This window comes from Psychrobacter sp. AT9 (genome assembly GCF_047272965.1).
Lineage (GTDB): Bacteria > Pseudomonadota > Gammaproteobacteria > Pseudomonadales > Moraxellaceae > Psychrobacter > Psychrobacter glaciei.
On the sequence record NZ_JBKOTW010000001.1, the window covers coordinates 3,266,794 to 3,292,216 of the forward strand.

Sequence of the window (25,423 nt, forward strand, 5' to 3'; positions counted from 1 at the left end):
CGAGTAATAGAGTATCATCCTGAGTAATAAAGATTCATCCTAAGTAATAAAGTATCATCCTGTTGACTCAACTATTAACCCCTGCTATTGTTTAATACAATAATAGCAGGGGTTTTTTATGCTCTCCAAAAAGCAACAAAAATGGATTAAAGAAAAACGAGGTCATGGTGAGCTATCCAACTACAAACCGTGGATAAAAATCTCTGACATATCTTCATCTGGCCGTTCTCATAGAGTTTTTGGTCATAAAACGCGGCGAACCCATCATTTGATGTCAGATTTAGAACTAGCTGTTTTTCTGACCCTTGAATGGAGTTCTGATATAACTGACATACGTGAGCAGTTTCCTTTAAATCCTGAAGATACTCAAAAGCTTGCTAGCTCAATCAAAGCTAAACACCCTAGTATTAGAGGCGATATACACGTAATGACTTCGGATTTCTATGTGGTCACCTTAAATCCATCTCATAAGCAATTTGTCCTTCAAGCAAAATACTCAAAAGATCTTAATGACATCAGAGTTATAGAAAAATTAGAAATAGAACGTCGTTATTGGCAGAGTAAAGGTGTTTCTTGGCAAATAATTACAGAAAAAGATATTCCTTTAGAAGTTCAAAACAATATTAAATGGCTGTATCCAGAGTCCAACCTAGACAATTATTTAGACATACACTCTAAGATAGGCTTTTATGCAGAGCAAATACAAAAAAATTCAGACGATACAATAGTAGATTTATGCAAAAAAATTGATAGTGCATATCATCATGAACTTGGTCAGTCTTTAAATGAGCTCAGAAAGCTATTAGCTCAAAGGTTTCTCACTTTCGATATACGTATTGATTTTAGAAAGCTTAGGTGTAGAGATCTGAATTTAGCCGAGTCTGAGAGTTGGAAAGTGATAGCAGAGGATCTCCCGCATGTTTCGAATCAATGATGTTTATCATAACCAAGGTAAGAGATATAGAGTTTTAAAAAAAACTTCTGAAGACACGATAGTTTGGATAGATATTGATGAGGCTAAAGCACTGCCTGAACTAATATCATTACAAGTTTTAGTCGACTTGATAGAAGAAGGAGAATGCTACTTAACAGATGACCCCTATGAATATTTGCTGTTACAGTCGCCATCAGATGCGTCGACTGCACAAGTCAATAGAGATAGTAACTATCAGTTGATACAACCAGTCGTTTTAAATGAATTTTATTATTTACCAGAAGTACGTTCCAAATTGATCAATGATATTGTAGATACTGGGAAATGTACTAACCAAACTCTTTATCGCCTTATTAGAAAATATTGGCAGAGGGGACAAATACCTAATGCACTGCTTCCAGACTACAAAAACTCTGGAGCGAGAGGTAAAAAACGTATTGCTAAAGAAAAAAAGCTTGGCAGACCTAGGATTCACAAACAGGGTGCAACCGCTATAATTAATGAGAATGTTGAAAGGTTGTTCTCAATTGTCATCAATAAATATCTCTTAAATGATAGTAAACATACAGTTGTTTATGCCTACCGACAATTTAAAACTATGTATCGTTCTTTAAACTCAGACGTTAAAGAAGAAGATTTTCCTAGTATCTGGCAGTTTAAGTATTTTTATAATAAGAACTTTACTTCCGTTCAAAAACTTAAAGCCAGATATAATAAAATCAGTTATAACAAAGATGTGAGACAGTTAAGCTCGACTGTTAACACTCAAGTTCTTGGTCCTGGTTCACGGTATGAGATCGACGCTACTATTGCAGATATTTATCTAGTATCTGATTCAGGTAGACAGAGTATTGTAGGTCGTCCAGTTATTTACTTCGTTACAGATGTGTTTAGCCGCATGGTAGCAGGTTTTTATATTGGATTTGAAAACCCTTCCTATGCCACGAGTATTCAAGCCTTAGAGATGGCAGTAGCGGATAAACAAAGTTATTGTAAAAATTATGGTATTAATATCACAGCTGATGATTGGCCATGTATAGGCTTGCCAGATGCAATTCTCGCAGATCGTGGAGAGTTACTAGGTCATCAAATTGAGACCTTGGAAAAAAGCTTTTCAGTTCGAATAGAGAACACCCCTCCTTATCGTGGCGACTTAAAACCTATTGTGGAGCGTTACTTTAAAACCATGCAGGCAAAGTTCAAACCATTTGCACCAGGAGTAGTCACAGGGGTTAAAGAGAAGAAAAAAGGTGGCAAAGACTATCGACTAGATGCTGCTTTGACAATTTCAGATTTCAAAAAAATTATTATTAATTCAATTTTGATGCATAACAATGCTCATCAATTAAGTCACTATGATAGAGATAGTGATATGCCGTCTGACTTACCTTTAGTTCCTATTGAATTATGGAATTGGGGGCTACAACATCGAACAGGTAGGCTGCGTGCTGTCTCAGCGGATGCTTTATACATAGCGCTATTACCTCGAAAAAAAGCCACCATTTCAGATTTAGGTATCAAGCTTTTTGGTAATTACTATATTTGTGCTGAAATAAGAGAAAAAGGCTGGCTTCATCGGAAAAACACAATCAATAGACCTAAGTCGATTAAAGTTGCTTACGATCCTTTAGATGCGAATACAATTTTTATCTTTTATGAACAAGATAGCCTCAATTATTGGAAAGCCCATTTATCCGATAGATCAAGAGAGTTTAAGGGCTGTAGTTTTTGGGAAGTGTGGCAAATACAAGAAGAGCAGAAAAAAACAGCTGCTAATCAGGAGCTTAAAAGTAGTTTCGCATTAGAAACCCTTGAACGAGAAAATGAAAAAATCATAAAAGAAGCTATTAAGGCTAAACCAACAGCATTTAAAAGCAAGTCAGCTCAGTTAGCTAATATTAATGATAACAGAAGATTAGCTAAAGATAAGGAGCGACAGGACAGGCAGAGAAATAAGTTTAAAAAAGGTGAGTTAATTCAACTGCCTACGACCAAAAAAATCACGAAAAGTCAAACTGAATTTGATGATGAAGAGCTAGCGCTTAAGTTCCCAGTTTATCATGATGTTTTATCTGAAGATGACTGATTATAGAATGTTGGAGACAGTAATGATTAATGCAGTTTATAAAGAAAGCTTTGGTTCTTATAAAGGGAATCCATTCATTGAAGCACTGCCTGACATTCTAGAGCCAGAACAAGTGGTCAAAAAACTTAAAGGTAATATAAAGCTCAATCATTCTGACTGTCAGGCTTCCTCTTCTATTCGAGCACATTTGATATCTCAAATGATGGGACTGTTTTTTCAGCCTATCAACCGTCATATTGATCTTGAGAAGAAGTTATCAATAATGATTCGTGAAGGGTATGTTGGACGCAATCCTAAAGACGGCTCTTTAAATACTCATCTTCAAAATGGCTATGAGCGTTTAATGTCTGGTGAGGACGATGTGATTAGGTTTCCTACAGCGACTTCTACAGCTCGTAGCTTGGCATTTATAGGCTGCTCAGGTAGTGGTAAAACGACTACCCTTAATAAAATTCTATCGACCTACCCTCAAGTCATTTATCATTCAGACTTGAACTTTACTCAAATTGTCTACCTAAGAGTAGATTGTCCACATGATGGTTCACTTAAAAGCCTATGTCTTCATTTTTTTAGAGCAATCGACCAAGCTTTAGACTCTAATTATGAAAAAAAGTATGCGCTAAAACGACATAGTATTGAAACTTTATTGAATTTGATGCGTCAGATATCTAATCATCATGCTATAGGACTGTTAGTAATAGACGAAATACAGCATCTCAGTGTTAATAAATCTGGCGGTGCTGAGAAAATGTTAAATTTTTTTGTGACGCTAGTAAATACTGTAGGTCTTCCTGTCGTTATGGTTGGAACACCAAAAGCTAGATTTATATTTGAAGGAGACCTAAGATCAGCTCGACGTGGAGCAGGTTTTGGCTCAGTTTTTTGGGAGCAGATGGCACAAGAACCAAATATAGTTTTAGCAGATGGTAAAATATACAAATCTGAATGGAACAGGTTTACGGATAATTTGTGGAAGTATCAATGGTTGAAAAAAGCAGATGTTGTCTTATCTGATGATGTAAGAAATCGTTGGTATGATCTATCACAAGGCATTTTAGATATCGTAGTTAAGCTTTTTGTACTAGCTCAACTCAGAGCCATAGATTCAGGGATAGAGCGTATTACGGTTAAACTACTGCAGACCACTTATGATGAAGATCTAAGACCCATCCATCCTATGATAGAAGCCTTACAATCTGGTAGATCAGATAAAATTGCCGAGTTTTCAGATCTAGTAGTACCCGACATTGATAAAAAGCTATTGCAGCTTCAAAGTAAGCTACATCAAAAGAAGTCTGAGTTCGATGAGGTATCAGAATATCAGGGGTGCGAACTAAGCATTAGATTACATCGTATGTTAGTCGATATGGGGAAAGACTCCGCTGTACTAGTTCCTACAGTTAAAAAGGCAGTTTCTGAGCTACCTGAAGCCTCTATGCCCGAGTTGATGTCTATTATTTTAGAATGGTCGAAAGAGGTTGAAGTTGGAAACAGCAATTTAAAAGATGACTCTCAAACGATTAATCGTACAAAGAAATCGAATTATATCAAACCAAAGGATTGGCATACGCTTGATTCTGAAGATTTACGTTATCAGTTCACTCAAAAGGAAAAAGATAATTCATTTTATGAGCACTTAAAAGATTCTACATCGCTAATATTTGATATTAACGACTGGCTACCTAAGGTGAGTTAGTATGATTAATCTTCCTATGCCATACCCTCAAGAATTGATCTATAGCACAGTTGCTAGGTATAAGATTAGAGCTGGATTGATTAGTCCAAAGCAGTTATTAGATGATGTTTTTGAAGATAGAGGAGTAGTTGCAACTGTTGATTTGCCATGCCATTTATCTAAAATAGCGAATCACTATCCTCATAACCGTTTTAATCTGAATTATATTGCATATCAGCATACGCTTTTTCCTTTGTATGCTCCTTTTATCCCTGAGTCTAGGCGACAAGAATGTTTGAGATGGATGGCTAATCATTCGCAAGGCGCTATTCACTTAGCAATAGGGAATAATGCATCAAGACTGCCCTCAGTAAAACATATCCGTTACTGCCCACAATGTTTTAATGAGCAGTTTAAAGATTATGGTGAATGGTATTGGTCACGTATGTGGCAAATTCCAGGCATAACTTTTTGTAGCAAGCATGGATCATTAGCGGATTCTTCAGTTGAATATCGTCCTAACTCCCGTCATGATTTTATTGCCCCTACTCCACATAACTGTAATATAAATCCACAAGGAAGTGTCAATGAAGATAATAGGTTCCTCATTTCTAAAATATCTGAGCTTTTATCCTTAGCTGAACAATCTTCTCCGACTTTTGAGCAGTGGACTGCTTTTTACCACGGTTTAGCTCGATCTAGTAACTGTATAAGAGGGTCTAAACATATCGATCATCTTCGTATAATAGAAAAGGTGGAAAATAGATGGTCATTCGAGCTTTTGGAAACGAACAATCTTCATAGACTTAACAGTGAAACAGGTTGGCTTCGCGGTATTTTTCGTAAACATCGTAAATCGTTCAGTTATCTTGAACATATTATCGCTATTAGTTCATTATTGGAGCAAGAATGGACTTTTGAAGAAATAATAATGCAGGTGAAAAGCCAGAAAACCACCCTATCTGGTAAAATTACAAAAGCGAAAAATACCATAAAGCCTGACAGTGAATTGGTAAAGTCAAATCGAAACCTATGGTTAGACTTGATTAAAGAACACCAATCGATTAAAGAAGCTAGAAAAGTTAATAAAGCTCTTTATGCATGGCTATATCGTAACGATAAGACATGGTTTATTAATACAAACAAAAACTACCATCAACGTCACATACCTAAAGGGTTCACTGTAGATTGGCAAAAGCGAGATAGCGAGTTTGTGAGGTCTTTGATCAAAATAAACGATCACACATGTTTCGACTTAACATTACCTCGTAAATCAAAAAAGTGGTGGATGAATCAAACTGATTCAGTCTCAATGATTGAGAAGAATCAAGATAAGCTACCTTTAGTCTCAGCATTTTTGGACAGATATAGTGAAGACGTTAGTAACTATCAAATAAGACGGTTAAGCCAGGTATTAATTGATAGTATATCGAACAATCAAACTTTACAGCGCTGGGAGATATTACGACTGGCTAAATTGAGTGATGAGCGAATTACTCCTGAGTCTAGTAGGTTTCTAGAGCATGCATACAGTATTACAAATATGCGAATAAACAAGGTGAGTATATGATCGCTAAAGGTTTCCCTGAAGACTCGAAAATAATGTACGTTGCTAATATTTTCAAGTTTAAACACTTGAAGACATGGAATCTTGAGCTATACGTAACAAGCACTAGGCAAAATCAAATATTACATACCAGGCTATCAAATCTACCAGCTCTCGCGAAAAGAAGGGTCATAAACCCTTCAGATGGGCAGTCTCGTAAAGGTGGCTACCCATTTGTTTTGAGTAATGTCTCTATTGCTAATTGGCAAGTAGGCATTGATTCAGAAAGCGGCGGTAATACCTTTGTGTTTGACTATATCAGACCAGATGAGTCAACAGTAACGATCCATATACCTCAGATTGAGTTTGCACGAGTGTTATTTTTTCATAATGCCTATCTTGCTCGAAACTGTATTGATCACGGATTACTCAGTAGAGAGTTTTGGATTCAAGACATGCCAGATGATTCAGTATTGGTAAATGTTTTGCCTATAAGCTCTCTACCTTTAAAAACTTTTGATCACGAAGGACAGAGACGCTTACTGGCTTGGATACTAATAGATGAAAATGCGCGTTCTTCTTATGAAAGTATTGCCAAAAATTTTATTGAAGAAGTTCAGGAAACTGAAGACAAGAAAACATGGTGCTTTAAATTTAGTCCGCCACGGCTTGATAACCTCTCACTAGACACTAGAGGTTGGATGCACAAGGATACTGGCAATTACTATGTTCATGAAATTATAGGGATCAGTAATATTTTCTCCTCTTTGCCCAAAAAAGTGCCATTTTATAGTGAGAAATTCAAAGCTGGTACGAGAGGCGGCGGTACAAGTAACGTAGCTAAGCCAAATGGTTCAGTAAGTAGTGATACTATTGATGATCAGCAAGAAGCAGATATTGACACTAAACCGAAAACGATAGAGGTGCCAACAACATCCTTTAGCTTTGCAACTCCAATAGAAACTCGAAAGGTTGTCAAAAAAAGAGTTCCAGGCGCACAAGGAGCAGAAACTGAAGATTATGATGAGTTAGTAGAACTAGATCTTGGTACAGATGAGGCCACAATTGACGGTACTGCATGCCAAGCGGACTTCTCTGGGCTTGATGATGACAGCGATTTTTTAGAACTGTATATGCAACGATTTGAAGCCTTTAAGCTACTAATCAAGATGTTATCAGAACGACATAAGACTGACTGTACTGAAAAACTACATTTTTTACCTGCTGTTGGGCGCTCTAGGCTACATAGAACGATGGACGGCAATAGACGGTCTTTACTTGAAGTAAGAGTCAAAACTGACACTTCTCATTTCGTCATTTTAGAGATAGATACTACTGACAACTATAAGCCAATATCGACCTTAATAATAAAAATCAATGATTTAGATTACTGGGACGATCATATGGATGAGTTTCTGAGCTTAGTTGTTAAGAGATCACTGCGTTGGCCTAAGGCCAGTTATTTAAAAAAGTTTGACGATGTGCATACCTTGAACCATCCTAAAGGTATGCTCGAACTTACTGAAAGTAGTGACGATTTTATACGATGGCAAAAGCGATTGGATACGGTTCTAGGTTTAGCTGAATAATTGCGGATGCTTAATATAAAAAACGAGCATAATTATATAGTTTTCATTGAATGAGTATTTTTGTCACTCTTAAAAAAATCTCATCAGTTTCATCACTCGCTATAGAAGCAACAGCCGTCATACCCCAAAATAATTCACCAAATAGCTCAATAGCTATCAGTAGGTGTTCAGCTGATAAATTAATGCTTATGAAGCTAGAGGGTATATGCAAACCTTCATTAGTTCGACTAAAATACAACGACTTTTCTCTAAGAGCTGAGTATTTCCCTGTCTCATAATTCATTATTATCTCTTCAACTCTCTCTTTACCAATACTGTTATATAAACGTTCAGAAGATAGAAATAAAGGGTCGATAGAGATCCTATGCTTTTTGCCATGATTAAAGAGAGGGTCTTTCGATCGCTTCACTCTCTGCTTCGTTTCTGGCTTTCCTCTTGAGCGCATGTGACCAGCGTGCACTTTGGCAATTTCCTCGAATACAGTAATAGATAAAAATAGCGAAGGTGCTGCACTGTCAGCCATTAATAAGGTATATGAAGCTTTTATCAAATCAAAGATATGCATAATAGCAGCGTTATACTCATCTCTACTATGTAGTCCTATATAACCATCAGAAATTGATAGAGATGCTTCGTATGCTATATGGTGACCTGTACTTTTCACTACGTGACTCCCTGTTAATGAATATCCATAACAATTGCAAAGCCTTCGATAGCTTTCGGTACTTAGCTATAGCAAAATGTATAAGCCGCCTGAGCCTGGGAGTGGTTCTAGACAGCTTATTTCCGAGATGAGAGACTTACCCTAAGGACTTTAAAAGCTTGTTACTATCTAGATCATAACCTGCTTCACTCAGCTCTTTTGATAGTACCTGCTTCCAAGCACCAGCATTATCTAACTGGTTCCAAATAACACCGCTAAAATCTGTCGGAATGTCTAAGTCACCTGATTTGAATGCACATACTTTATGCCGTCCGAGCTTCCCCATAAAATAACCTAACTCTAGAATCACATTTTGACGTGCTCGAGGTTGGTAATTATCTGCATTTTTCGATTTACCCATATCATCTGGAGTCAGTAATATAATTGCAAACCCTACATCTGCATAATGCTCAATTTTTTCAATAATCGTTTTATTACCACTTGCCTGTTCATGAAGAACAATAGCTTCAAAGTCATTTTTTTCTAGAAAACGCGCCATCATTTCTTTTGCATGATCGTCATGCCCATGAACGACAAATACTTTTCTATTAGATTGAGCTACAGCGTTAGCATCATATGTCTTAAGCTCAGGCTCTATTTTGCTATTTGAAGCAACATATTCTTTGTAGTCGCGCACAAATGGAATGATTAATCCTCTAACTAAATTATGAATACAAGAGATTATTTTATTATCGCGGCTACTAAAAAACTCGTATGCAAAATTTGACGCATAACTTGTATCATCACCTAGTTTTTGAACTAATGCATACTTTAGCCCCAGGTCTTTTTTATCATTACCAGTCCACTGTAGCTTGCTAGTGCCAAACATCCCTTGCTGAGTGGCATAGCTTGCCTCTAGAAATTGTTCTAAATCAATATTTTGAGTAAGTGCTTCATTAAAAGGTTGCAAGTCATCATGGCGCAATAGCTGAGCTAGCTTTTCAAGTAAGCCTTCATAAGTTTGGTTCTGTGATGCTTGGAGATCTAACACGGTATTATCGATTTTTTTGAATAGATCAACGGCCATTTTTATTCTCCTCGCTATCAGCCTGTATTCTTGCTTCACTTGCTTTATCTATAATCATTTGTCTATAGGCTGCCTTGATGCCGTCAGCCATGTCAATAGCCACGGGGTTTGAAGCGTAATTTTCGAACTTTTTATCAACCATGTTTTCCATTTCAACGATAGCTAACTCAATGCTTTCAGCACTTTCAGCATCGAACTGTATGCTTCCTAGTTCACCTTCAAGCTCATCGGTCACTTTGCCCAACTCACTTAATGTCTTGTTCAATTGATCCAGCCCTTTTATCTCAAGCATCTTATCTACTCCTATTTCATGACTATCGGTTTTTATAAAGTTATAATAGCAGGTTAGCTGATTAACAATTCACATTAGCCGAGCATATGCGACAATATGTGTCGTTTGAAATATTTGGCTCATTGTTTGGATAGAATGACTTTGTCATAATGCCAAAGCAGTTTTATAAGTGCTCCTTTTACCTTACACCTTAGGAAGTATCATGACCAACCTGTCTACCGAAACCCTCTTTGATGAAACTGAAACGGCAAATAGCAAACAAATTGCTATTTTAAAGAAGCATTTTCCTCAATGTTTTGACAAGGATGGTCACTTTCAGCCTGAAAAGATGATGGAAGTCGTAAAAGCCAACGAAGTAGATATGGTCAAGGAATCATATAGCCTAAATTGGCTTGGTAAAGCCTATGCTAGGCTGTTAACCAACTTACCGCCTCAAAAGCTACTAAAACCTGATACAACGCATAACGAGAGGGCTGAAAACAGTGATAGCGGTAATATACTGATTAAAGGCGATAACCTTGAAGTATTAAAGCATTTGGTCAATGGCTACCGTGAAAAAATCAAGATGATATACATTGACCCTCCTTACAATACAGGGTCAGATGGTTTTGCATATCAGGACAGCTTTAAATTCTCAATTAATGATTTAAGTCGTCTTGCAGATATTGATAAGATAGAAGCGGAGCGTGTTCTTAGCTTTAATGCTAAAGGTTCGAATAGCCATAGTGCTTGGTTAACTTTTATGTACCCAAGACTGTATATTGCACGTGAGTTATTACACGAAGAAGGAGTGATTTTCATTTCAATTGATGATAATGAAGTCAATCAGTTGAAGTTGGTTTGTGACGAAGTCTTTGGTGAGTCTAATCACCTAGGTACAATAATTCATAATAAATTGAATTCTAAAAGTGACACTTTGAATATTCAAAAGAATCACGATTACCTAATATGTTATAGAAAGTCATCAGTTAATGATTTATCTCTTGTTGATCAAGAAATTGTAGAGAAAGAAGTATATCAAGAAGAGAACGAGTTTTACCTCCTCAATGATCCTATTACGACAAGAGGCGAAGGTGGGACATTAAATAAACGTAAAAATTTAGGTTACACAGTCTATTACAACCCGCAATCAGGTGATTTTCTGGGGGTATCTGACTATGATATTGAACTAGCTTTAATCTCTAATGATGAGGACGAGATATACTCAGATAATCTTGACTTGATTTCAAAAGGTTATATTAAAATTAGACCTCCAAAAGTTAGAGGTAAATTAGGAGTATGGACTTGGGATATTACTAAGTTTAATTCCGAAAAAGATAATATTTTGATTAAAGAAACTAAAAATGGTTACACAGTCAGAAAAAGGACATTTGTCAGTAAGAATGATGTTAAATCTCGAGAAGGAAAGTTTTATATTAAAACTACTAAAGATAGTAATACTCGAAGTATTTTAGAGTTTTCGACTAATGATGGAACTACGCAGTTAGCAGATGTACTTGGCAAAACTGATATGTTCAGCAATCCAAAAAATGTTAATTTCCTCAAGTATATTTTTGGTCTTATTCAAGGCAATGATTTCATAGCTGTGGATTTTTTTGCAGGATCAGGTTCATCCCTACAAGCAATCCAAGAACTAAATACTGATGATAATGGTAAAAGGCAATTTATTGCTGTTCAAATAGATGAACCATGTAAGCCTGATTCAACTGCACTAGAAGCAGGCTACAGCACTATTTTCGATATCACTAAAGCCCGCATCATAAAAGCAGCCGAAAAAATTGCTAGCGAGAACGAAAAACACCAAGGTGATTTAGGTTTCAAGATTTATGAGACCACTAATGACTTCCGTCCTAGCGTAGATGACGAATTGCAAGTGAGTAATGAAAGCCTGTTTGACGATATGGTATTAAGTGACGAGCAGTATCAAGCACTGCTGACGACATGGATGCTTTACGATAACAATGAGCTAACTGCAGACATTATAAGTGTAGACTTGCAGGGCTATAACGCCAAGCTGATTAATAAGAACCTATATCTAATCGCCTCTGACTTTGGCACTCAAAATTTGAAGTGCTTGTTAGATAAGTTAGATGAGGATAAAAGTTTTGCGCCAGATAGAATCATAGTCAATGGCTACAACTTCGATACCGCCATGCAAATGGAGTTAAACGAAGCCATCAAAAGCTATCAAAACAAAAAGAAGATCACGATCAATATTATTGTTAGATACTAAATTTTTGATAGCTATTTTCTTTTTTAACTTCATATACGAGAGTGACTATGGCAGGCTTTAACTTTGAACCAAATCTACCTCACCAAGAAAAGGCGATTACTGCGTTAATAAAGTCGTTTTTGAACGTAGAGTTCCATCCTTCAAGCGACTATATCATCAGCCAGTATATCAATCCTAAGATTAGCTTTAACTCTAGCGTACTAGCTAGTGATATCAAGCAAACTCAACAAGAGAACGGTATATTTGGCACAGAAAAGTGCAGTGATGATCTTGTGTTTGATATCTCAATGGAGACAGGGACAGGTAAAACCTATACCTATACCAAAACCATGTATGAGCTTAACAAAATCTATGGACTGTTCAAGTTTATCGTCGTCGTGCCCACTCTTTCTATCAAAGCTGGTACAGTAAACTTCTTAAAAAGTGACGCTTTACGTGAGCACTTTCGCCATGATTTTCAAGGTGAATATCATGATAAGCAAATCGTCACTTATGTGGTTGAGAGCAAAAAAAGTAAGAAAGGCAAAAGATCGTATATGCCAGAGTCTGTGACTCAGTTTGTCAATGCCAGTCACGGTGATAAGAGTAAAATTCACGTCTTGGTGATCAACCAAGGCATGATTAACTCACCCACTATTCAAGAAGAAAGATTTGATCGCGCACTGCTTGGAGAGAAATATGATCGCGCCATCGATGCGCTAGCAGGGGTCAATCCTGTCGTTATCATAGACGAGCCGCATAAGTTTCCACAAACTGGTAAAACTTGGAAAAGTATATCGAACTTAAAAGCACAGTTCACGCTACGCTATGGTGCAACTTTCAACGATGAGTATAAAAACCTCATTTACCATCTAACTGCTGTTGATGCCTTTAACCAAGACCTAGTCAAAGGGGTCACCGCCTATGTTGAAAGTTTATCAGGCAATGACAATGCCAAGCTCACCTTAAAGTCATTAGACGGCAAAGAAGCCGAGTTTGAACTTAGCGAGAATGGTACTAAGACCCCCTATATACTTGGGAATAATGATTCACTTTCGAGTATTCACTCGGCGATACATAGCTTAAATATCGAAAAATTGAATAAAACTACTTTGGTTCTTAGTAACGGTATTGAGCTTAAAAAAGGCGAGAGTATCAACCCATACTCTTATCTTGAGTCTCTTCAAGACAGTATGATTCAAAAGGCTATCAAAGAGCACTTTAAACTGGAGCGAGAGCTGCTTACTCGCAGTCCGCGCATCAAACCGTTAACGCTGTTCTTTATTGATGATATCGAGGGGTATAGAGACGGTAATGAGCTTGCTGGCAGTTTAAAAACACAATTTGAGACTTGGGTACTAGCAATAGCTAAGTCCTATCTTGCTAAAGAAACAGATCCATTCTATAAGCAGTATTTACAGCGGACTATTAAAGATATCAGTCTGACCCATGGTGGCTACTTCTCAAAAGACAACACAGGTAATGACGAAAAAATCGAAGCTGAGATTAACGAAATTTTGCATGATAAAGAAAGTTTATTGTCACTAGATAATCCAAGGCGCTTTATCTTTTCTAAATGGACGTTGCGTGAGGGATGGGATAATCCAAACGTGTTTCAAATCTGTAAGCTTCGATCCAGTGGTAGTACGACCTCTAAACTACAAGAAGTTGGTCGAGGCTTGCGATTGCCTGTCAATGAGCATATGGCAAGAGAGAAGACCGATGACTTCCGTTTAAACTATTATGTCGACTTTACGGAAAAGGATTTTGTAGAGGAGCTAACTCAAGAAATCAATGATACCTCTGCTTCAGAAGTAGTGCCAGAAGAACTGAATAATGAGTTAGTTGAGCAAATCAAAAATCATTATGAAGTGAGTAAAAGAGAGCTCAGTAATCAACTTTATGACCAAAACTTAATTGATGATGACGAGAAATTCTTAGAAGGTGGTTATCAAGCCCTTAAAGACCTCTATCCTGATGCCTTCGGTCAAGCACTTAAAAAGGGCAAGATTGAGAATAAGTCTAAAGAAGATACAAAAGCTAAAACCAAAGTTAGACTTGGTAAGTATGAAGAGCTTAAAGAGTTATGGGAGCTGATTAACCAGCGCGCTATTTTAGAATATCAGTTTGAAGATGAAGGTAATTTTTATGAAAAGCTACTTATGGACTATCTCAAGCAAGAAATTACCGCTAATAACTTTAGTAAGACTGGGCTCGTAACGAAAGTATCGAAGCTTCATATCCACAATAACCAAGCTGGTTATCAGAGTGTATATGACGATGAAGAAGACTTTGCAAAAATAAGCACCATGAGTTATGGTAGTTTCTTACGTCAGTTATCTGAAAAAACATATATAAAACTGCCAACCTTGCATAAAGCGTTTGTTACTCTCAAACATCTAAAAGACGAAGGTGAACAGGGTCTTGATATTAATGACTACTTGAACATCCAAACTATCCGTAAGTTTGCTGATGGGATAAAGCTGTATCTGTTCCAAAATGCTATGCAAAAATTTGAGATAGGCTATAACATCATATCTAATCAGGTTCATCCTACTAGCTATACAGACTCTAAGGGCGTACCTTTAGATGAGTTAAAATCAGGTCAGCTAGGTGTTCATTATGATAATGGTAAGCCCGATGATGCTTATCTTTTTGAGGATGTGTTTTATGACTCACCTTTAGAGATGCAGAACATTAAAGACCAAGTTACACAGGTTACAGTATTCAGTAAAATTCCTAGAAACTCCATTAGAATACCAATATCAGGAGGTGGTACTTACTCACCTGACTTCGCTTATGTGGTTGAAACTGATAAAGGCCAAACGCTCAATTTAATCATTGAAACTAAAGATACCAGTTCATCTGATAGTCTAAGAGCAGAGGAAAACCGCAAGATTAAACATGCTGAGCGGTTGTTTAATCAAATGGAGGCAGATGGGCTTAGCGTGAGCTTTAGTACCCAGTTTCAAGATGATTTGGTAAAGGATATTATTAAGAAGGCGTTGGATTGGGCTAAATAGAGGAAGATGCGTCAATAATGAGAGCAAACTAAATAATAACCGTAACATTTCATTGGGTAATAAGGACGTTAACATGTATCGAGGTTCAGAATGGGGTCGTTGGGATTTACATGTTCATACAAAAGGAACTGCCAAAAACGATCAATTTGGTGATATAACTTTTGAGGATTTTTGTGTCGAACTGTTTAAAAAGGCCCTAGAGAAAGAAATTAAAGTGATAGGAATTACTGATTATTTTAATGTTGAAAATTATAAAAAAGTTAAGCAGTTTCAGAAAGAAGTACATACCAATCAGAGCTTTAGTGATATAGAAAAAGATAGAATCGACAAGATTTTCTTAATACCGAATATTGAATTAAGAATAACACCTAGCACCGATAAGGGAGGGCTGATTAATCTACATCTCCTATTAGATCCAGACCATTGCGCAATTTACGAGTCACAGTTTGCCAGACTATTAAAATTTACATACTCTGATACCAAGACTTATAGCCTTGATAGGAATGATCTAATACGCTTGGGAAAAGATGTAGATAATAATTATCTATTGGATGATGGAGTAGCACTTAAAAAAGGAGTTAGTAATTTTATATTAAACCCATCTGACATAATAAATGCGTTTAAAGAAATGCCAACCTTTAAAGATAGTTGTATTATTACGGTCGCTAATTCCAATAAGGATGGTAATTCATCATATCAAGGTCATGAAAGGTTTTTTCAACAGTCAGAAAATGCTACTTTGAGTAAGCTTCGAGAATCAATCTATAAACTATCTGATGTTATCTTTTCATCAAACCCTAAAGATATAGATTTTTTCCTTGGTAAGGAAAGTGAAGACAAAGATGAGTTTTTAAAAAAACTTGGCTCATTTAAACCTTGTATTCATGGTAGTGATGCACATAATTTTGACAAATTGTTTGAACCTGACAAACAGCGATATTGTTGGATTAAGTCTGAACCATCTTTTGAAGGTCTGAAACAAATATTACATGAACCTGAAACTCGTGTATATATAGGTTTAAATAGACCAGAACCTAAAACAGATTATGAAGTGATTGATAGAATTAAAATTAGTCATGAAAATATAGCTACTAAAGTTCTTTATTTGAACCCAAACCTTAATACTATTATTGGCGGCCGTTCTTCTGGCAAATCTACACTAGTAAAGTGTATCGCTAACAAGGTTGCCCCTAATGCTTTGGAAAATGGTGAACCAGAAAACCATATTAAAGAAATTTCAGATCACATAAGAATATTTTGGCAAGATGGCAATGAAGACGATACAAGGTCAATAGACTATTTTTATCAAGGTCATATGTTCTATAAAACACACGAAGAAGGTATTGAAAGTATAGTTAAAGATATATTATTCCAATTAAATCCTAAAACCTATGAAGATAGTGACAAAAAAATTGCAGGATTAAGACAACAGAATTCTAGTCAGCTTTCGAACTATTTTAGCAATCAAGAGCTTATTAATCAAAAGCTTGAACAATCCAATAATATTGGTAATAAAACTGATGTTTTACAGCAGATTGATAGATTAGATCAATTAATAAACAGGTATAGTGTTGGAAGCTATACTCAGGAAGAGCTTGAGAAACATAGCAGTAAACAAGACACTTTAAAAGAACTAGAACGTCATCTTACCACTCTCGAAAGTACTATAGAGGACATGGATAACCTCTGCGCAAAAGTTGTATTAGAAATTAGCAATCCATTTTTAGATAATCCTTTTTATCAGTATATAAAAGACACTATAGAAGAAAAGCTTACCAATATTGAGACGTTTGCTGAGAATCAAGTGGAAGAGTTAAAGCAAGGAGCTAAACTAGCTCTGGACACTCAGAATGATTATTATGTTAAGAAAATTTCTTTAATAAATGCAGATAGCAAGTTTAACCAAATAGAGCAATACCTAAAAGCTACTGAGTCCATAAAACCGTTAATAATTCAGAAATCTTTCGAAAATCAAAAGCTTGAAAATATTCTACAACTAGAAGGCGAAATTAGTGGAATTAGCAATGAATCTAGTATAATTTTAACTAATGCTCGTGCTAACTGGAAGTTAATCAATAAAGAGCCTCTGCTTCTAACTAAAGAGATTGAAGTGCTTGAGGATAATAGCTTAGAAATATCACCTACACCAAAATTTCAGAGTGATAAATTTAGTGAATTTATAGTTAAGTATATTAATCAGCAACCAGAAAAGGCACAAAATATTGCAAACTCACAATTTTTTGATGTGGAAGGTTTACTATCGGGCTTTGATGAAATTAGTGAGGCACTAAATAGTAGATTAATTAAGCTGAAATCAGGGTTTACAGAAGAAAATTTTTATTCGGAGTTTTTAACTACGACTTGGTTTAAGCTTAGCTATGATGTTCTATACGAAGGTGATAGTTATACTGAGATGTCTCAAGGCAAAAAAGCTTTTGTAGTTTTAAAGCTGAGTCTAGATTGTAGCGAAAGAAAGTGTCCGATAATAATAGATCAACCCGAAGACGATTTAGATAATAGAGCGATTTATACAGAGTTAGTAAAGTATATTAAAGATAAAAAATCCCAAAGACAAATTATCTTAGTAACGCATAATGCAAATGTGGTTGTTAATGCTGATAGCGAGCAAATTATAGTTGCTAATCAGCATGGATCTAAAACACCTAATAAAAGTAATAAAAAATTCGAATATAAGTCTGGAAGTATTGAATCAAGCGTTAAATCAAAATTTGAGGATTCGATTTTAGAATCTAAAACCATAAAAGAGCATATTTGTGAAATTCTTGAAGGGGGGGATATTGCCTTCAAATTAAGAGAAAAAAAATATAATTTTTGATTTATTGAGAGGGTTATGAAACACTAGGTTTGCTATCTGATTATGTATCGATAACTAGCCTAGTTCTTCTGAGAATATGATGTCAAATTAAATCCTTTATATCCACCTCTAGTGCGTCATGAACCGCCCCGGGATTGTCGGAGACTCAACATTCTGAGAGAATACGACAATGAAAACACGAAACTACACTCCTGAGATTAAAGAACGCGCCGTCCGTATGCTGATCGAAGCAGCAAACGACTATCCCTCCATCTGGTCAGCGATTCAAGCCATTGCCCCTAAGATTGGCTGCACACCTGAAACCCTGAGATCGTGACATAAAAAACACATCAATCAAACCATTCCTGCAAATGTGCAAGCTCAAAGTCAAGAGCAGCGTATTAAGGATCTCGAGCGCGAAAATAGAGAGCTTAAGCAAGCCAACGAAATTATACGTAAGGCTGCGGCTTTTTTCGCCCAGGCGGAGCTCGACCGTCCACCCAAGTAAAGATCAGTTTTATTGATGATAACAAAACTAAGTATAGGGTCGAGCGGATCTGTAGAGTCCTACCGATTGCCCCGTCAACTTATTATCGTGCTCAAGACTTAAGCGACAACCCACACAAGCGTTCACTACGCAGTCAGCATGACGACTTTTACATCAGCGAAATCAAACGTATCTGGCAGGACAGCAAATGCCGTTACGGTGCGCGTAAAGTATGGCAGCAGATGAAAGCTGACGGGTTAAAGGTTGCTTGGTGTACCGTCGAGCGTTTAATGAGTCAGCACGGCCTACAAGATATCTGGCGCGGTAAGGGTAAAATAACAACTCACAGCTGTGATGATCAAAAGCGTGCTGATGACTTGGTTAATCGTAACTTTAGCGCTCAGCGCCCTAACCAGCTCTGGGTGGCAGACTTTACTTATATCAAGACATTGAGCGGTTGGGTATATACCGCTTCTCTGCACACGACAAAAAAATCATCCCCACCCGATTTTCATAGGTTTAGGGGTTAAAAAGCTAACTAACTGTCGAAATACAGTCTTATCATTGTTAAAGAACACCAAGTGAAGGCCCTCAATCAACACATCCAGGCCAAGCGCAAACAAACTGGCTTGAGGTCGAGCGTTTGACTTTAACTTGCGCTTTAACGGCTTATCTTTGTCTTTATAAATACCGACATGATAAGCCCAACAAAATGCTAAGGCGTTCACTGCGACTAATTTACTGACCCGATCAAGATGGGTTAAGTGGGTATCTTCAAGATTAAAGCCACGGCCCTTTAGACAAGCAAATAAAGTCTCAATCTCCCAACGCTTAGCTTAGCATAGCTTGTCATCGCATCCACTGTTTCTAGTTGATTGGTGGCCACAATCACTAAACCATAGTCTTTATCACGCTTGGCAAATACTCGAACCAAACAACCATCGACAGTCAGTATTCGTCCATGTCGATATGTTTCTTGATGGCTAACATGGCGTAATAACTCTTTAATCTGTACCAACTTGCCATGATGATTCTTAACTTTACTGTTCTTCTTAATCCGTATGGCAAAGGGTATGTGATTATTGGTGAGCCAGTTAAACCATTTTTCGCCAACAAACTCTCTGTCTGCTACTATCATCTCAAGGTTATCTTTGCCAAATTGTTTGATAAACCGCTCAATAAGTTCACAGCGTTCAAGATGGTTTGTATTACCTCGCTTATCTAGCATTTGCCAGTATAAGGGGATGGCTATCCCTTTATATACCACCCCTAGCATAAAGATGTTGAGGTTACTTTTACCCCATTTCCAGTTGGTGCGGTCAATGGTTAAGGTGAGTTTGCCTAGCCCAAATAGTCGATATATCATTAAAGCCAGTTGATCGTAGTCTATCCTCGCTTCGGCAAAAAATCGCTGTAGTCTGCGATAGTGACTGTCGGTCTTGCCACCCTTAGGAAGGTGTCTTGCTATTTTTTTTAAGATTACTGCTTTGAGCAGTAATCAGGGCTATTATCATTAGGCTCAAACATGTGATTCTTGCCTTGTTCATACTCAGGTTTTGGGTTAAAGTTTCACTAAGTCTGTTAAAGTTTGGCATGGTCTGATTCGTCTTAAAAATTACTATTATGCCTTTGCTTTAACAGACTTTTTTGTTTTTTTGTCGTGTGCAGAGCCTAAATTTATGAAACAACCTGATTTGCTTTACTAAAAGTACCTATCTATATGTATAAAAGTTCAGTAGGATAGACTGTCAACCTGATCAGGAAGATCCAGCAAAACCGTGCAAGTGACTTTATAGATATGACCTCAAAAGATCATATATCAAAGGCTTGAACGTTTATTTGCTTTATAAATTAATACAACAAGGAGTCGTTAATGCTACACGCCTATCCCAATACAGAAAACAGCCCCGTCCAATTCCGCGAAAAATATGACAACTTTATCAATGGTGAGTGGGTCGCACCAGCCGATGGAGAATACTTTGACAACACCAGCCCCATTGACGGTAAAGTCATCTGCCAAGTCGCCCGTTCAAAAGAAGCGGATATTGAAAAAGCCTTAGACGCTGCTCATGCTGCCAAAGACGCTTGGGGCAAAACCAGTGTCGCTGAACGTGCCAATCTACTGCTCAAAATTGCAGATAAGATGGAAGCCAATTTAGAAGCCATCGCCATTGCCGAAACGTATGAAAACGGCAAGCCTGTACGTGAAACCCTAGCAGCAGACATTCCATTAGCTGTCGATCACTTTCGCTATTTTGCCAGTGCCATTCGTGCACAAGAAGGCGGCATCAGTCAAATTGATGATGACACGGTTGCTTATCACTTCCATGAGCCACTTGGTGTCGTCGGCCAAATTATCCCATGGAACTTTCCGATCCTCATGGCAGTATGGAAGCTAGCCCCTGCGCTTGCTGCTGGTAACTGTATAGTACTCAAGCCTGCAGAGCAAACGCCTGCCTCTATCCTATTTATGCTAGAGACGATCGGGATTGCTGATATCTTACCAAAAGGTGTCCTCAACGTGGTCAACGGTTTCGGAGTTGAAGCTGGTAAGCCGCTTGCCTCCAATCCACGTATCAATAAAGTTGCCTTTACTGGTGAGACGACTACTGGTCGCCTAATCATGCAGTACGCCAGTGAAAACATCATTCCAGTTACCCTAGAGCTGGGTGGTAAGAGTCCAAATATCTTCTTTGCTGATGTCATGGACGAAGACGATGATTTCTTGGATAAAGCCGTTGAAGGTTTGGTCATGTTTGCCTTAAACCAAGGTGAGATTTGTACCTGTCCGTCGCGTGCGCTGGTACATGAGAGTATTTATGATGAATTTATCAAACGCTGTGTCGAGCGTGTTGAAGCCATCAAAATGGGCAATCCACTAGACACTGACACCATGATTGGTGCCCAAGCCAGCTCAGACCAGTTAGAAAAAATCTTATCTTATCTGGATATCGGTAAAAAAGAAGGCGCAAAAGTCTTGGTTGGCGGCGAGCAAGCCAAACACGATGGCGAGCTTGGCGACGGTTATTATGTGAAACCGACCATCTTTGAAGGCACCAATGATATGCGCGTGTTCCAAGAAGAAATCTTTGGACCAGTACTTGCCGTCACGAAATTTAAAGACGACGAAGAGGCCATGAGCATTGCCAATGATACCTTATATGGTCTTGGTGCTGGAGTCTGGACACGCAGTGTACACAAAGCCTATCGCTTCGGACGTGGCATCCAAGCAGGTCGCGTGTGGACCAACTGCTACCACATCTATCCTTCGCATTCTGCATTTGGTGGCTACAAGCAATCGGGTATCGGCCGCGAAAACCACCTAATGATGCTTGATCATTATCAGCAAACCAAAAACATGCTGGTTTCTTATAGTCCCAAAAAGATGGGCTTCTTTTAAGCCTGTCTGTCACGCACTTTATGGCAGCCACCATAAAATAATGAGTTGGTAGATATGACATCTATCAACTCACCATCCACGATAAGGAGAAAGTAACATGGCTAATAAAATGAAAGCTGCGGTTCTGCATGAGTTCAACCAACCTCTGCAGATTGAAGAAGTTGATATCCCTACCCCAGGTCCTGGTCAAATTGTAGTAAAAATGCAGGCATCAGGTGTCTGTCATACCGACCTGCACGCTGTCGAAGGCGATTGGCCAGTCAAACCAAGCCCCCCGTTTATCCCTGGTCATGAAGGTGTCGGCCTGATCACTGCTGTGGGTGAAGGTGTTAAGCATATTAAAGAAGGCGACCGTGTCGGTGTGCCTTGGCTCTACTCTGCCTGTGGTCACTGTACGCACTGTCTAGGTGGCTGGGAAACCCTGTGCCTAAGTCAAAAGAACTCTGGCTACTCAGTGAATGGTAGCTTTGCAGAATACGTATTGGCAGATGCTGACTATGTTGGCATTATTCCTGAGAGCGTTGACTCTGTTGAGATTGCACCAGTTCTATGTGCGGGTGTGACGGTATATAAAGGTCTGAAAATGACAGACACCAAACCAGGTGATTGGGTCGTCATTTCAGGTATCGGTGGACTTGGTCACATGGCGGTACAGTACGCCATTGCCATGGGACTGAACGTTGCTGCCGTCGATATTGACGATGAAAAGCTCGATTTTGCCAAAAAACTGGGGGCAAAAGTCACCGTCAATGCCAAAAACACCGATCCTGGTGAGTATCTGCAAGAAGAGATCGGCGGTGCTCATGGTGTGCTAGTGACAGCCGTCTCCTCTAAGGCCTTTGATCAAGCGCTGACCATGCTGCGCCGCGGTGGTACTTTAGTCTGTAATGGTCTGCCAACAGGCGACTTCCCTGTCTCTATCTTTGATACGGTACTAAATGGTATTACCATTCGTGGCTCAATCGTTGGTACACGCCTGGACCTACAAGAGTCGCTAGATATGGCAGCGGCAGGTCAAGTAAAAGCGACTGTTGCCGCTGAGCCACTTGAAAACATCAATGACATTTTTGATCGTATGCGTGATGGTAAGATTGAGGGTCGCATCGTCATTGATTACTCTATGTAGACATGTCAATTATTTGAGACATTTTTATTTTTTAGAAATTATCTCGATAATTACGACGTTTGGTCACAAATAACAGGTCGTATCGTTTTCAGCCACATGCTATTAATGATGTGAGTGATGATGATGCGGCCTTTTATATTTTACCGATTAGTTTGGGTAAAAGTTTAAAAATAAGGAGCACGTTATGAAACTTGAAGCGACAGAAGCCTGCGTTGCGTTAATTGAGCTATTAAAGTCCAAACACGGTGACCTGATGTTCCATCAATCTGGCGGCTGCTGCGATGGTAGCTCACCGATGTGTTATCCATTGGGCGAGTTTAAAGTGGGCGGCCAAGACGTGCTCATCGGTGAGCTCGCTGGCTGTCCCTTTTATATGGGTAAAGCGCAGCATAAACTTTGGCAACATACGGATTTAACCATCGATGTGGTCGATGGACGCGGGGCCAGTTTTTCGCTTGAGATACCTGAAGGTAAGCGCTTTATCGTCCGTTCAGAAGTATGTGCGGTGTAAACTACTACTTTATTCACAAGAAGCTATCAGTCTCATATCAGCGCATTTTATGTCTTATTGCTCTGCACACGACAAAAAAACAAAAAAGTCTGTTAAAGCAAAGGCATAATAGTAATTTTTAAGACGAATCAGACCATGCCAAACTTTAACAGACTTAGTGAAACTTTAACCCAAAACCTGAGTATGAACAAGGCAAGAATCACATGTTTGAGCCTAATGATAATAGCCCTGATTACTGCTCAAAGCAGTAATCTTAAAAAAAATAGCAAGACACCTTCCTAAGGGTGGCAAGACCGACAGTCACTATCGCAGACTACAGCGATTTTTTGCCGAAGCGAGGATAGACTACGATCAACTGGCTTTAATGATATATCGACTATTTGGGCTAGGCAAACTCACCTTAACCATTGACCGCACCAACTGGAAATGGGGTAAAAGTAACCTCAACATCTTTATGCTAGGGGTGGTATATAAAGGGATAGCCATCCCCTTATACTGGCAAATGCTAGATAAGCGAGGTAATACAAACCATCTTGAACGCTGTGAACTTATTGAGCGGTTTATCAAACAATTTGGCAAAGATAACCTTGAGATGATAGTAGCAGACAGAGAGTTTGTTGGCGAAAAATGGTTTAACTGGCTCACCAATAATCACATACCCTTTGCCATACGGATTAAGAAGAACAGTAAAGTTAAGAATCATCATGGCAAGTTGGTACAGATTAAAGAGTTATTACGCCATGTTAGCCATCAAGAAACATATCGACATGGACGAATACTGACTGTCGATGGTTGTTTGGTTCGAGTATTTGCCAAGCGTGATAAAGACTATGGTTTAGTGATTGTGGCCACCAATCAACTAGAAACAGTGGATGCGATGACAAGCTATGCTAAGCGTTGGGAGATTGAGACTTTATTTGCTTGTCTAAAGGGCCGTGGCTTTAATCTTGAAGATACCCACTTAACCCATCTTGATCGGGTCAGTAAATTAGTCGCAGTGAACGCCTTAGCATTTTGTTGGGCTTATCATGTCGGTATTTATAAAGACAAAGATAAGCCGTTAAAGCGCAAGTTAAAGTCAAACGCTCGACCTCAAGCCAGTTTGTTTGCGCTTGGCCTGGATGTGTTGATTGAGGGCCTTCACTTGGTGTTCTTTAACAATGATAAGACTGTATTTCGACAGTTAGTTAGCTTTTTAACCCCTAAACCTATGAAAATCGGGTGGGGATGATTTTTTTGTCGTGTGCAGAGATACCGCTTTTATTATTGATGTGTTTGCTCGCGCTATTGTGGACTGGAAAGTATCGAATCGGATGAATACCGATATGGTGATGGCGGCATTAAACCAAGCAATAGCAGATAGAAACTATCCCAAAGATGTCATTCATCACAGTGATCGAGGGGTTCAGTATTTATCCATTCGCTACACGGATAAAATGACAGACTGCGGCGTGATTGATTCTGTTGGTACAACAGGCGATTCATACGACAATGCATTGGCTGAAACGGTCAATGGGCTTTATAAGTCTGAGGTGATTCATTATTTAAAGCAAAACTGGACTGGTGTGAACGATGTTGAACTAGCAACCCTTGAGTGGGTAGATTGGTTCAATAAAACACGACTGCATAGTACGATTGGTTATGTGTCACCTTTTGATTTTGAAAAGCGGTATTATGATAATTTAACCCTGTCAGGCATCGCTGCCTGACTCAAGTATTTTTTGATTATGTATTTGGGATAGAAGATTGTGGTTTTCACTATACTCTCAGTGAGCTATTTAGCCCTTACACACCGAAGCAGGTTCTTGAACAAATGGGTTATTCAACCCTAGGAAGTGCGCAAAGTACTAGATACTCAATCACAATCAATGATTTAAAACTAACTTAAAGTATTCTAAAGTTAATGACTCTAATTTTAAAATTTTTCTAGGATGATACTTTATTACTCCAAAAAGAAGAAGTTTTATTAAAAGCACTTTGCTAGGATGACACTTTAT

Annotated in this window: 16 protein-coding genes, 2 pseudogenes and 1 other annotated feature; of the genes and pseudogenes, 14 read left to right on the top strand and 4 right to left on the bottom strand. The window is 38.3% G+C overall.

The window, feature by feature from the left end:
* Positions 1 to 118 precede the first annotated feature (118 nt).
* Genes ACMFL8_RS13710 through ACMFL8_RS13730 form a run of 5 tightly spaced genes read left to right on the top strand, consistent with a single transcriptional unit; the run spans position 119 to position 7,830 of the window.
* Positions 119 to 934: a TnsA endonuclease N-terminal domain-containing protein gene (locus ACMFL8_RS13710; RefSeq protein ID WP_413190404.1), complete on the top strand. Its 816-nt coding sequence runs from the start codon at positions 119 to 121 to the stop codon at positions 932 to 934.
* Positions 918 to 3,020 carry a Mu transposase C-terminal domain-containing protein gene (locus tag ACMFL8_RS13715; protein WP_413190405.1) on the top strand — a complete coding sequence of 701 codons (2,103 nt, stop codon included), beginning with the start codon at positions 918 to 920 and terminating at the stop codon, positions 3,018 to 3,020. The genes ACMFL8_RS13710 and ACMFL8_RS13715 overlap by 17 nt, the downstream gene beginning before the upstream one ends.
* Before the next feature lie 22 nt (positions 3,021 to 3,042).
* Positions 3,043 to 4,716, top strand: coding sequence for an AAA family ATPase (locus tag ACMFL8_RS13720; RefSeq protein WP_413190406.1), 1,674 nt, complete (start codon positions 3,043 to 3,045; stop codon positions 4,714 to 4,716).
* A gap of 1 nt (position 4,717) precedes the next feature.
* A complete protein-coding gene (locus tag ACMFL8_RS13725) occupies positions 4,718 to 6,265 on the top strand; it encodes a TnsD family Tn7-like transposition protein (RefSeq protein WP_413190407.1) in 1,548 nt (515 codons plus the stop codon).
* Positions 6,262 to 7,830: a Tn7-like element transposition protein TnsE gene (locus tag ACMFL8_RS13730; protein ID WP_413190408.1), complete on the top strand. Its 1,569-nt coding sequence runs from the start codon at positions 6,262 to 6,264 to the stop codon at positions 7,828 to 7,830. Before ACMFL8_RS13725 ends, ACMFL8_RS13730 begins: the two co-directional genes overlap by 4 nt.
* A gap of 43 nt (positions 7,831 to 7,873) precedes the next feature.
* Here ACMFL8_RS13730 and ACMFL8_RS13735 read toward each other — a convergent pair whose 3' ends face one another.
* The 3 genes from ACMFL8_RS13735 to ACMFL8_RS13745 form a co-directional block, all read right to left on the bottom strand.
* Entirely contained in the window at positions 7,874 to 8,494 is a 621-nt protein-coding gene (locus tag ACMFL8_RS13735) for an AbiV family abortive infection protein (RefSeq protein WP_413190409.1), read from the bottom strand.
* A 136-nt stretch (positions 8,495 to 8,630) separates the two neighbouring features.
* On the bottom strand, positions 8,631 to 9,560 hold the full coding sequence (locus tag ACMFL8_RS13740) for a TIR domain-containing protein (protein WP_413190410.1): 930 nt from the start codon (positions 9,558 to 9,560) through the stop codon (positions 8,631 to 8,633).
* Positions 9,550 to 9,852, bottom strand: coding sequence for a hypothetical protein (locus tag ACMFL8_RS13745; RefSeq protein ID WP_413190411.1), 303 nt, complete (start codon positions 9,850 to 9,852; stop codon positions 9,550 to 9,552). The genes ACMFL8_RS13740 and ACMFL8_RS13745 overlap by 11 nt, the downstream gene beginning before the upstream one ends.
* 202 nt (positions 9,853 to 10,054) lie before the next feature.
* Between ACMFL8_RS13745 and ACMFL8_RS13750 the strand changes: the two genes are divergently transcribed.
* The 4 genes and pseudogenes from ACMFL8_RS13750 to ACMFL8_RS13765 all read left to right on the top strand — a co-directional run.
* The gene (locus tag ACMFL8_RS13750; protein WP_413190412.1) at positions 10,055 to 12,085 is read left to right on the top strand and encodes a site-specific DNA-methyltransferase; all 2,031 of its coding nucleotides are present in this window, start codon (positions 10,055 to 10,057) and stop codon (positions 12,083 to 12,085) included.
* A 47-nt stretch (positions 12,086 to 12,132) separates the two neighbouring features.
* A complete protein-coding gene (locus tag ACMFL8_RS13755; RefSeq protein ID WP_413190413.1) occupies positions 12,133 to 15,087 on the top strand; it encodes a type III restriction-modification system endonuclease in 2,955 nt (984 codons plus the stop codon).
* A 73-nt stretch (positions 15,088 to 15,160) separates the two neighbouring features.
* Positions 15,161 to 17,923 (top strand): TrlF family AAA-like ATPase, encoded by a 2,763-nt coding sequence (locus tag ACMFL8_RS13760; RefSeq protein WP_413190414.1) that lies wholly within the window; start codon positions 15,161 to 15,163, stop codon positions 17,921 to 17,923.
* 169 nt (positions 17,924 to 18,092) lie between these two features.
* Positions 18,093 to 18,862 (top strand): annotated as a pseudogene (locus tag ACMFL8_RS13765) (IS3 family transposase); the annotation flags it as partial.
* Positions 18,368 to 18,484 (top strand) — a sequence feature (AL1L pseudoknot). (Overlaps the previous pseudogene by 117 nt.)
* 323 nt (positions 18,863 to 19,185) lie before the next feature.
* Here the strand turns inward: ACMFL8_RS13765 and ACMFL8_RS13770 are convergent.
* A complete protein-coding gene (locus ACMFL8_RS13770) occupies positions 19,186 to 19,755 on the bottom strand; it encodes a transposase (RefSeq protein WP_413190415.1) in 570 nt (189 codons plus the stop codon).
* Positions 19,756 to 20,262: 507 nt separating this feature from the next.
* Here ACMFL8_RS13770 and ACMFL8_RS13775 point away from each other — a divergent pair.
* From ACMFL8_RS13775 to ACMFL8_RS13795, 5 genes and pseudogenes are all read left to right on the top strand, one after another.
* A complete protein-coding gene (locus ACMFL8_RS13775) occupies positions 20,263 to 21,789 on the top strand; it encodes an aldehyde dehydrogenase family protein (RefSeq protein WP_413190416.1) in 1,527 nt (508 codons plus the stop codon).
* 97 nt (positions 21,790 to 21,886) lie between these two features.
* On the top strand, positions 21,887 to 22,915 hold the full coding sequence (gene adhP / locus ACMFL8_RS13780; RefSeq protein ID WP_413190417.1) for an alcohol dehydrogenase AdhP: 1,029 nt from the start codon (positions 21,887 to 21,889) through the stop codon (positions 22,913 to 22,915).
* 184 nt (positions 22,916 to 23,099) lie between these two features.
* Complete coding sequence (locus ACMFL8_RS13785) at positions 23,100 to 23,426, top strand: DUF779 domain-containing protein (protein ID WP_060995664.1); 327 nt, start codon at positions 23,100 to 23,102, stop codon at positions 23,424 to 23,426.
* A gap of 262 nt (positions 23,427 to 23,688) precedes the next feature.
* A complete protein-coding gene (locus ACMFL8_RS13790) occupies positions 23,689 to 24,657 on the top strand; it encodes an IS4 family transposase (RefSeq protein WP_227523112.1) in 969 nt (322 codons plus the stop codon).
* Between the two features lie 22 nt (positions 24,658 to 24,679).
* Positions 24,680 to 25,135 (top strand): annotated as a pseudogene (locus ACMFL8_RS13795) (DDE-type integrase/transposase/recombinase); the annotation flags it as partial.
* Positions 25,136 to 25,423 lie beyond the last annotated feature (288 nt).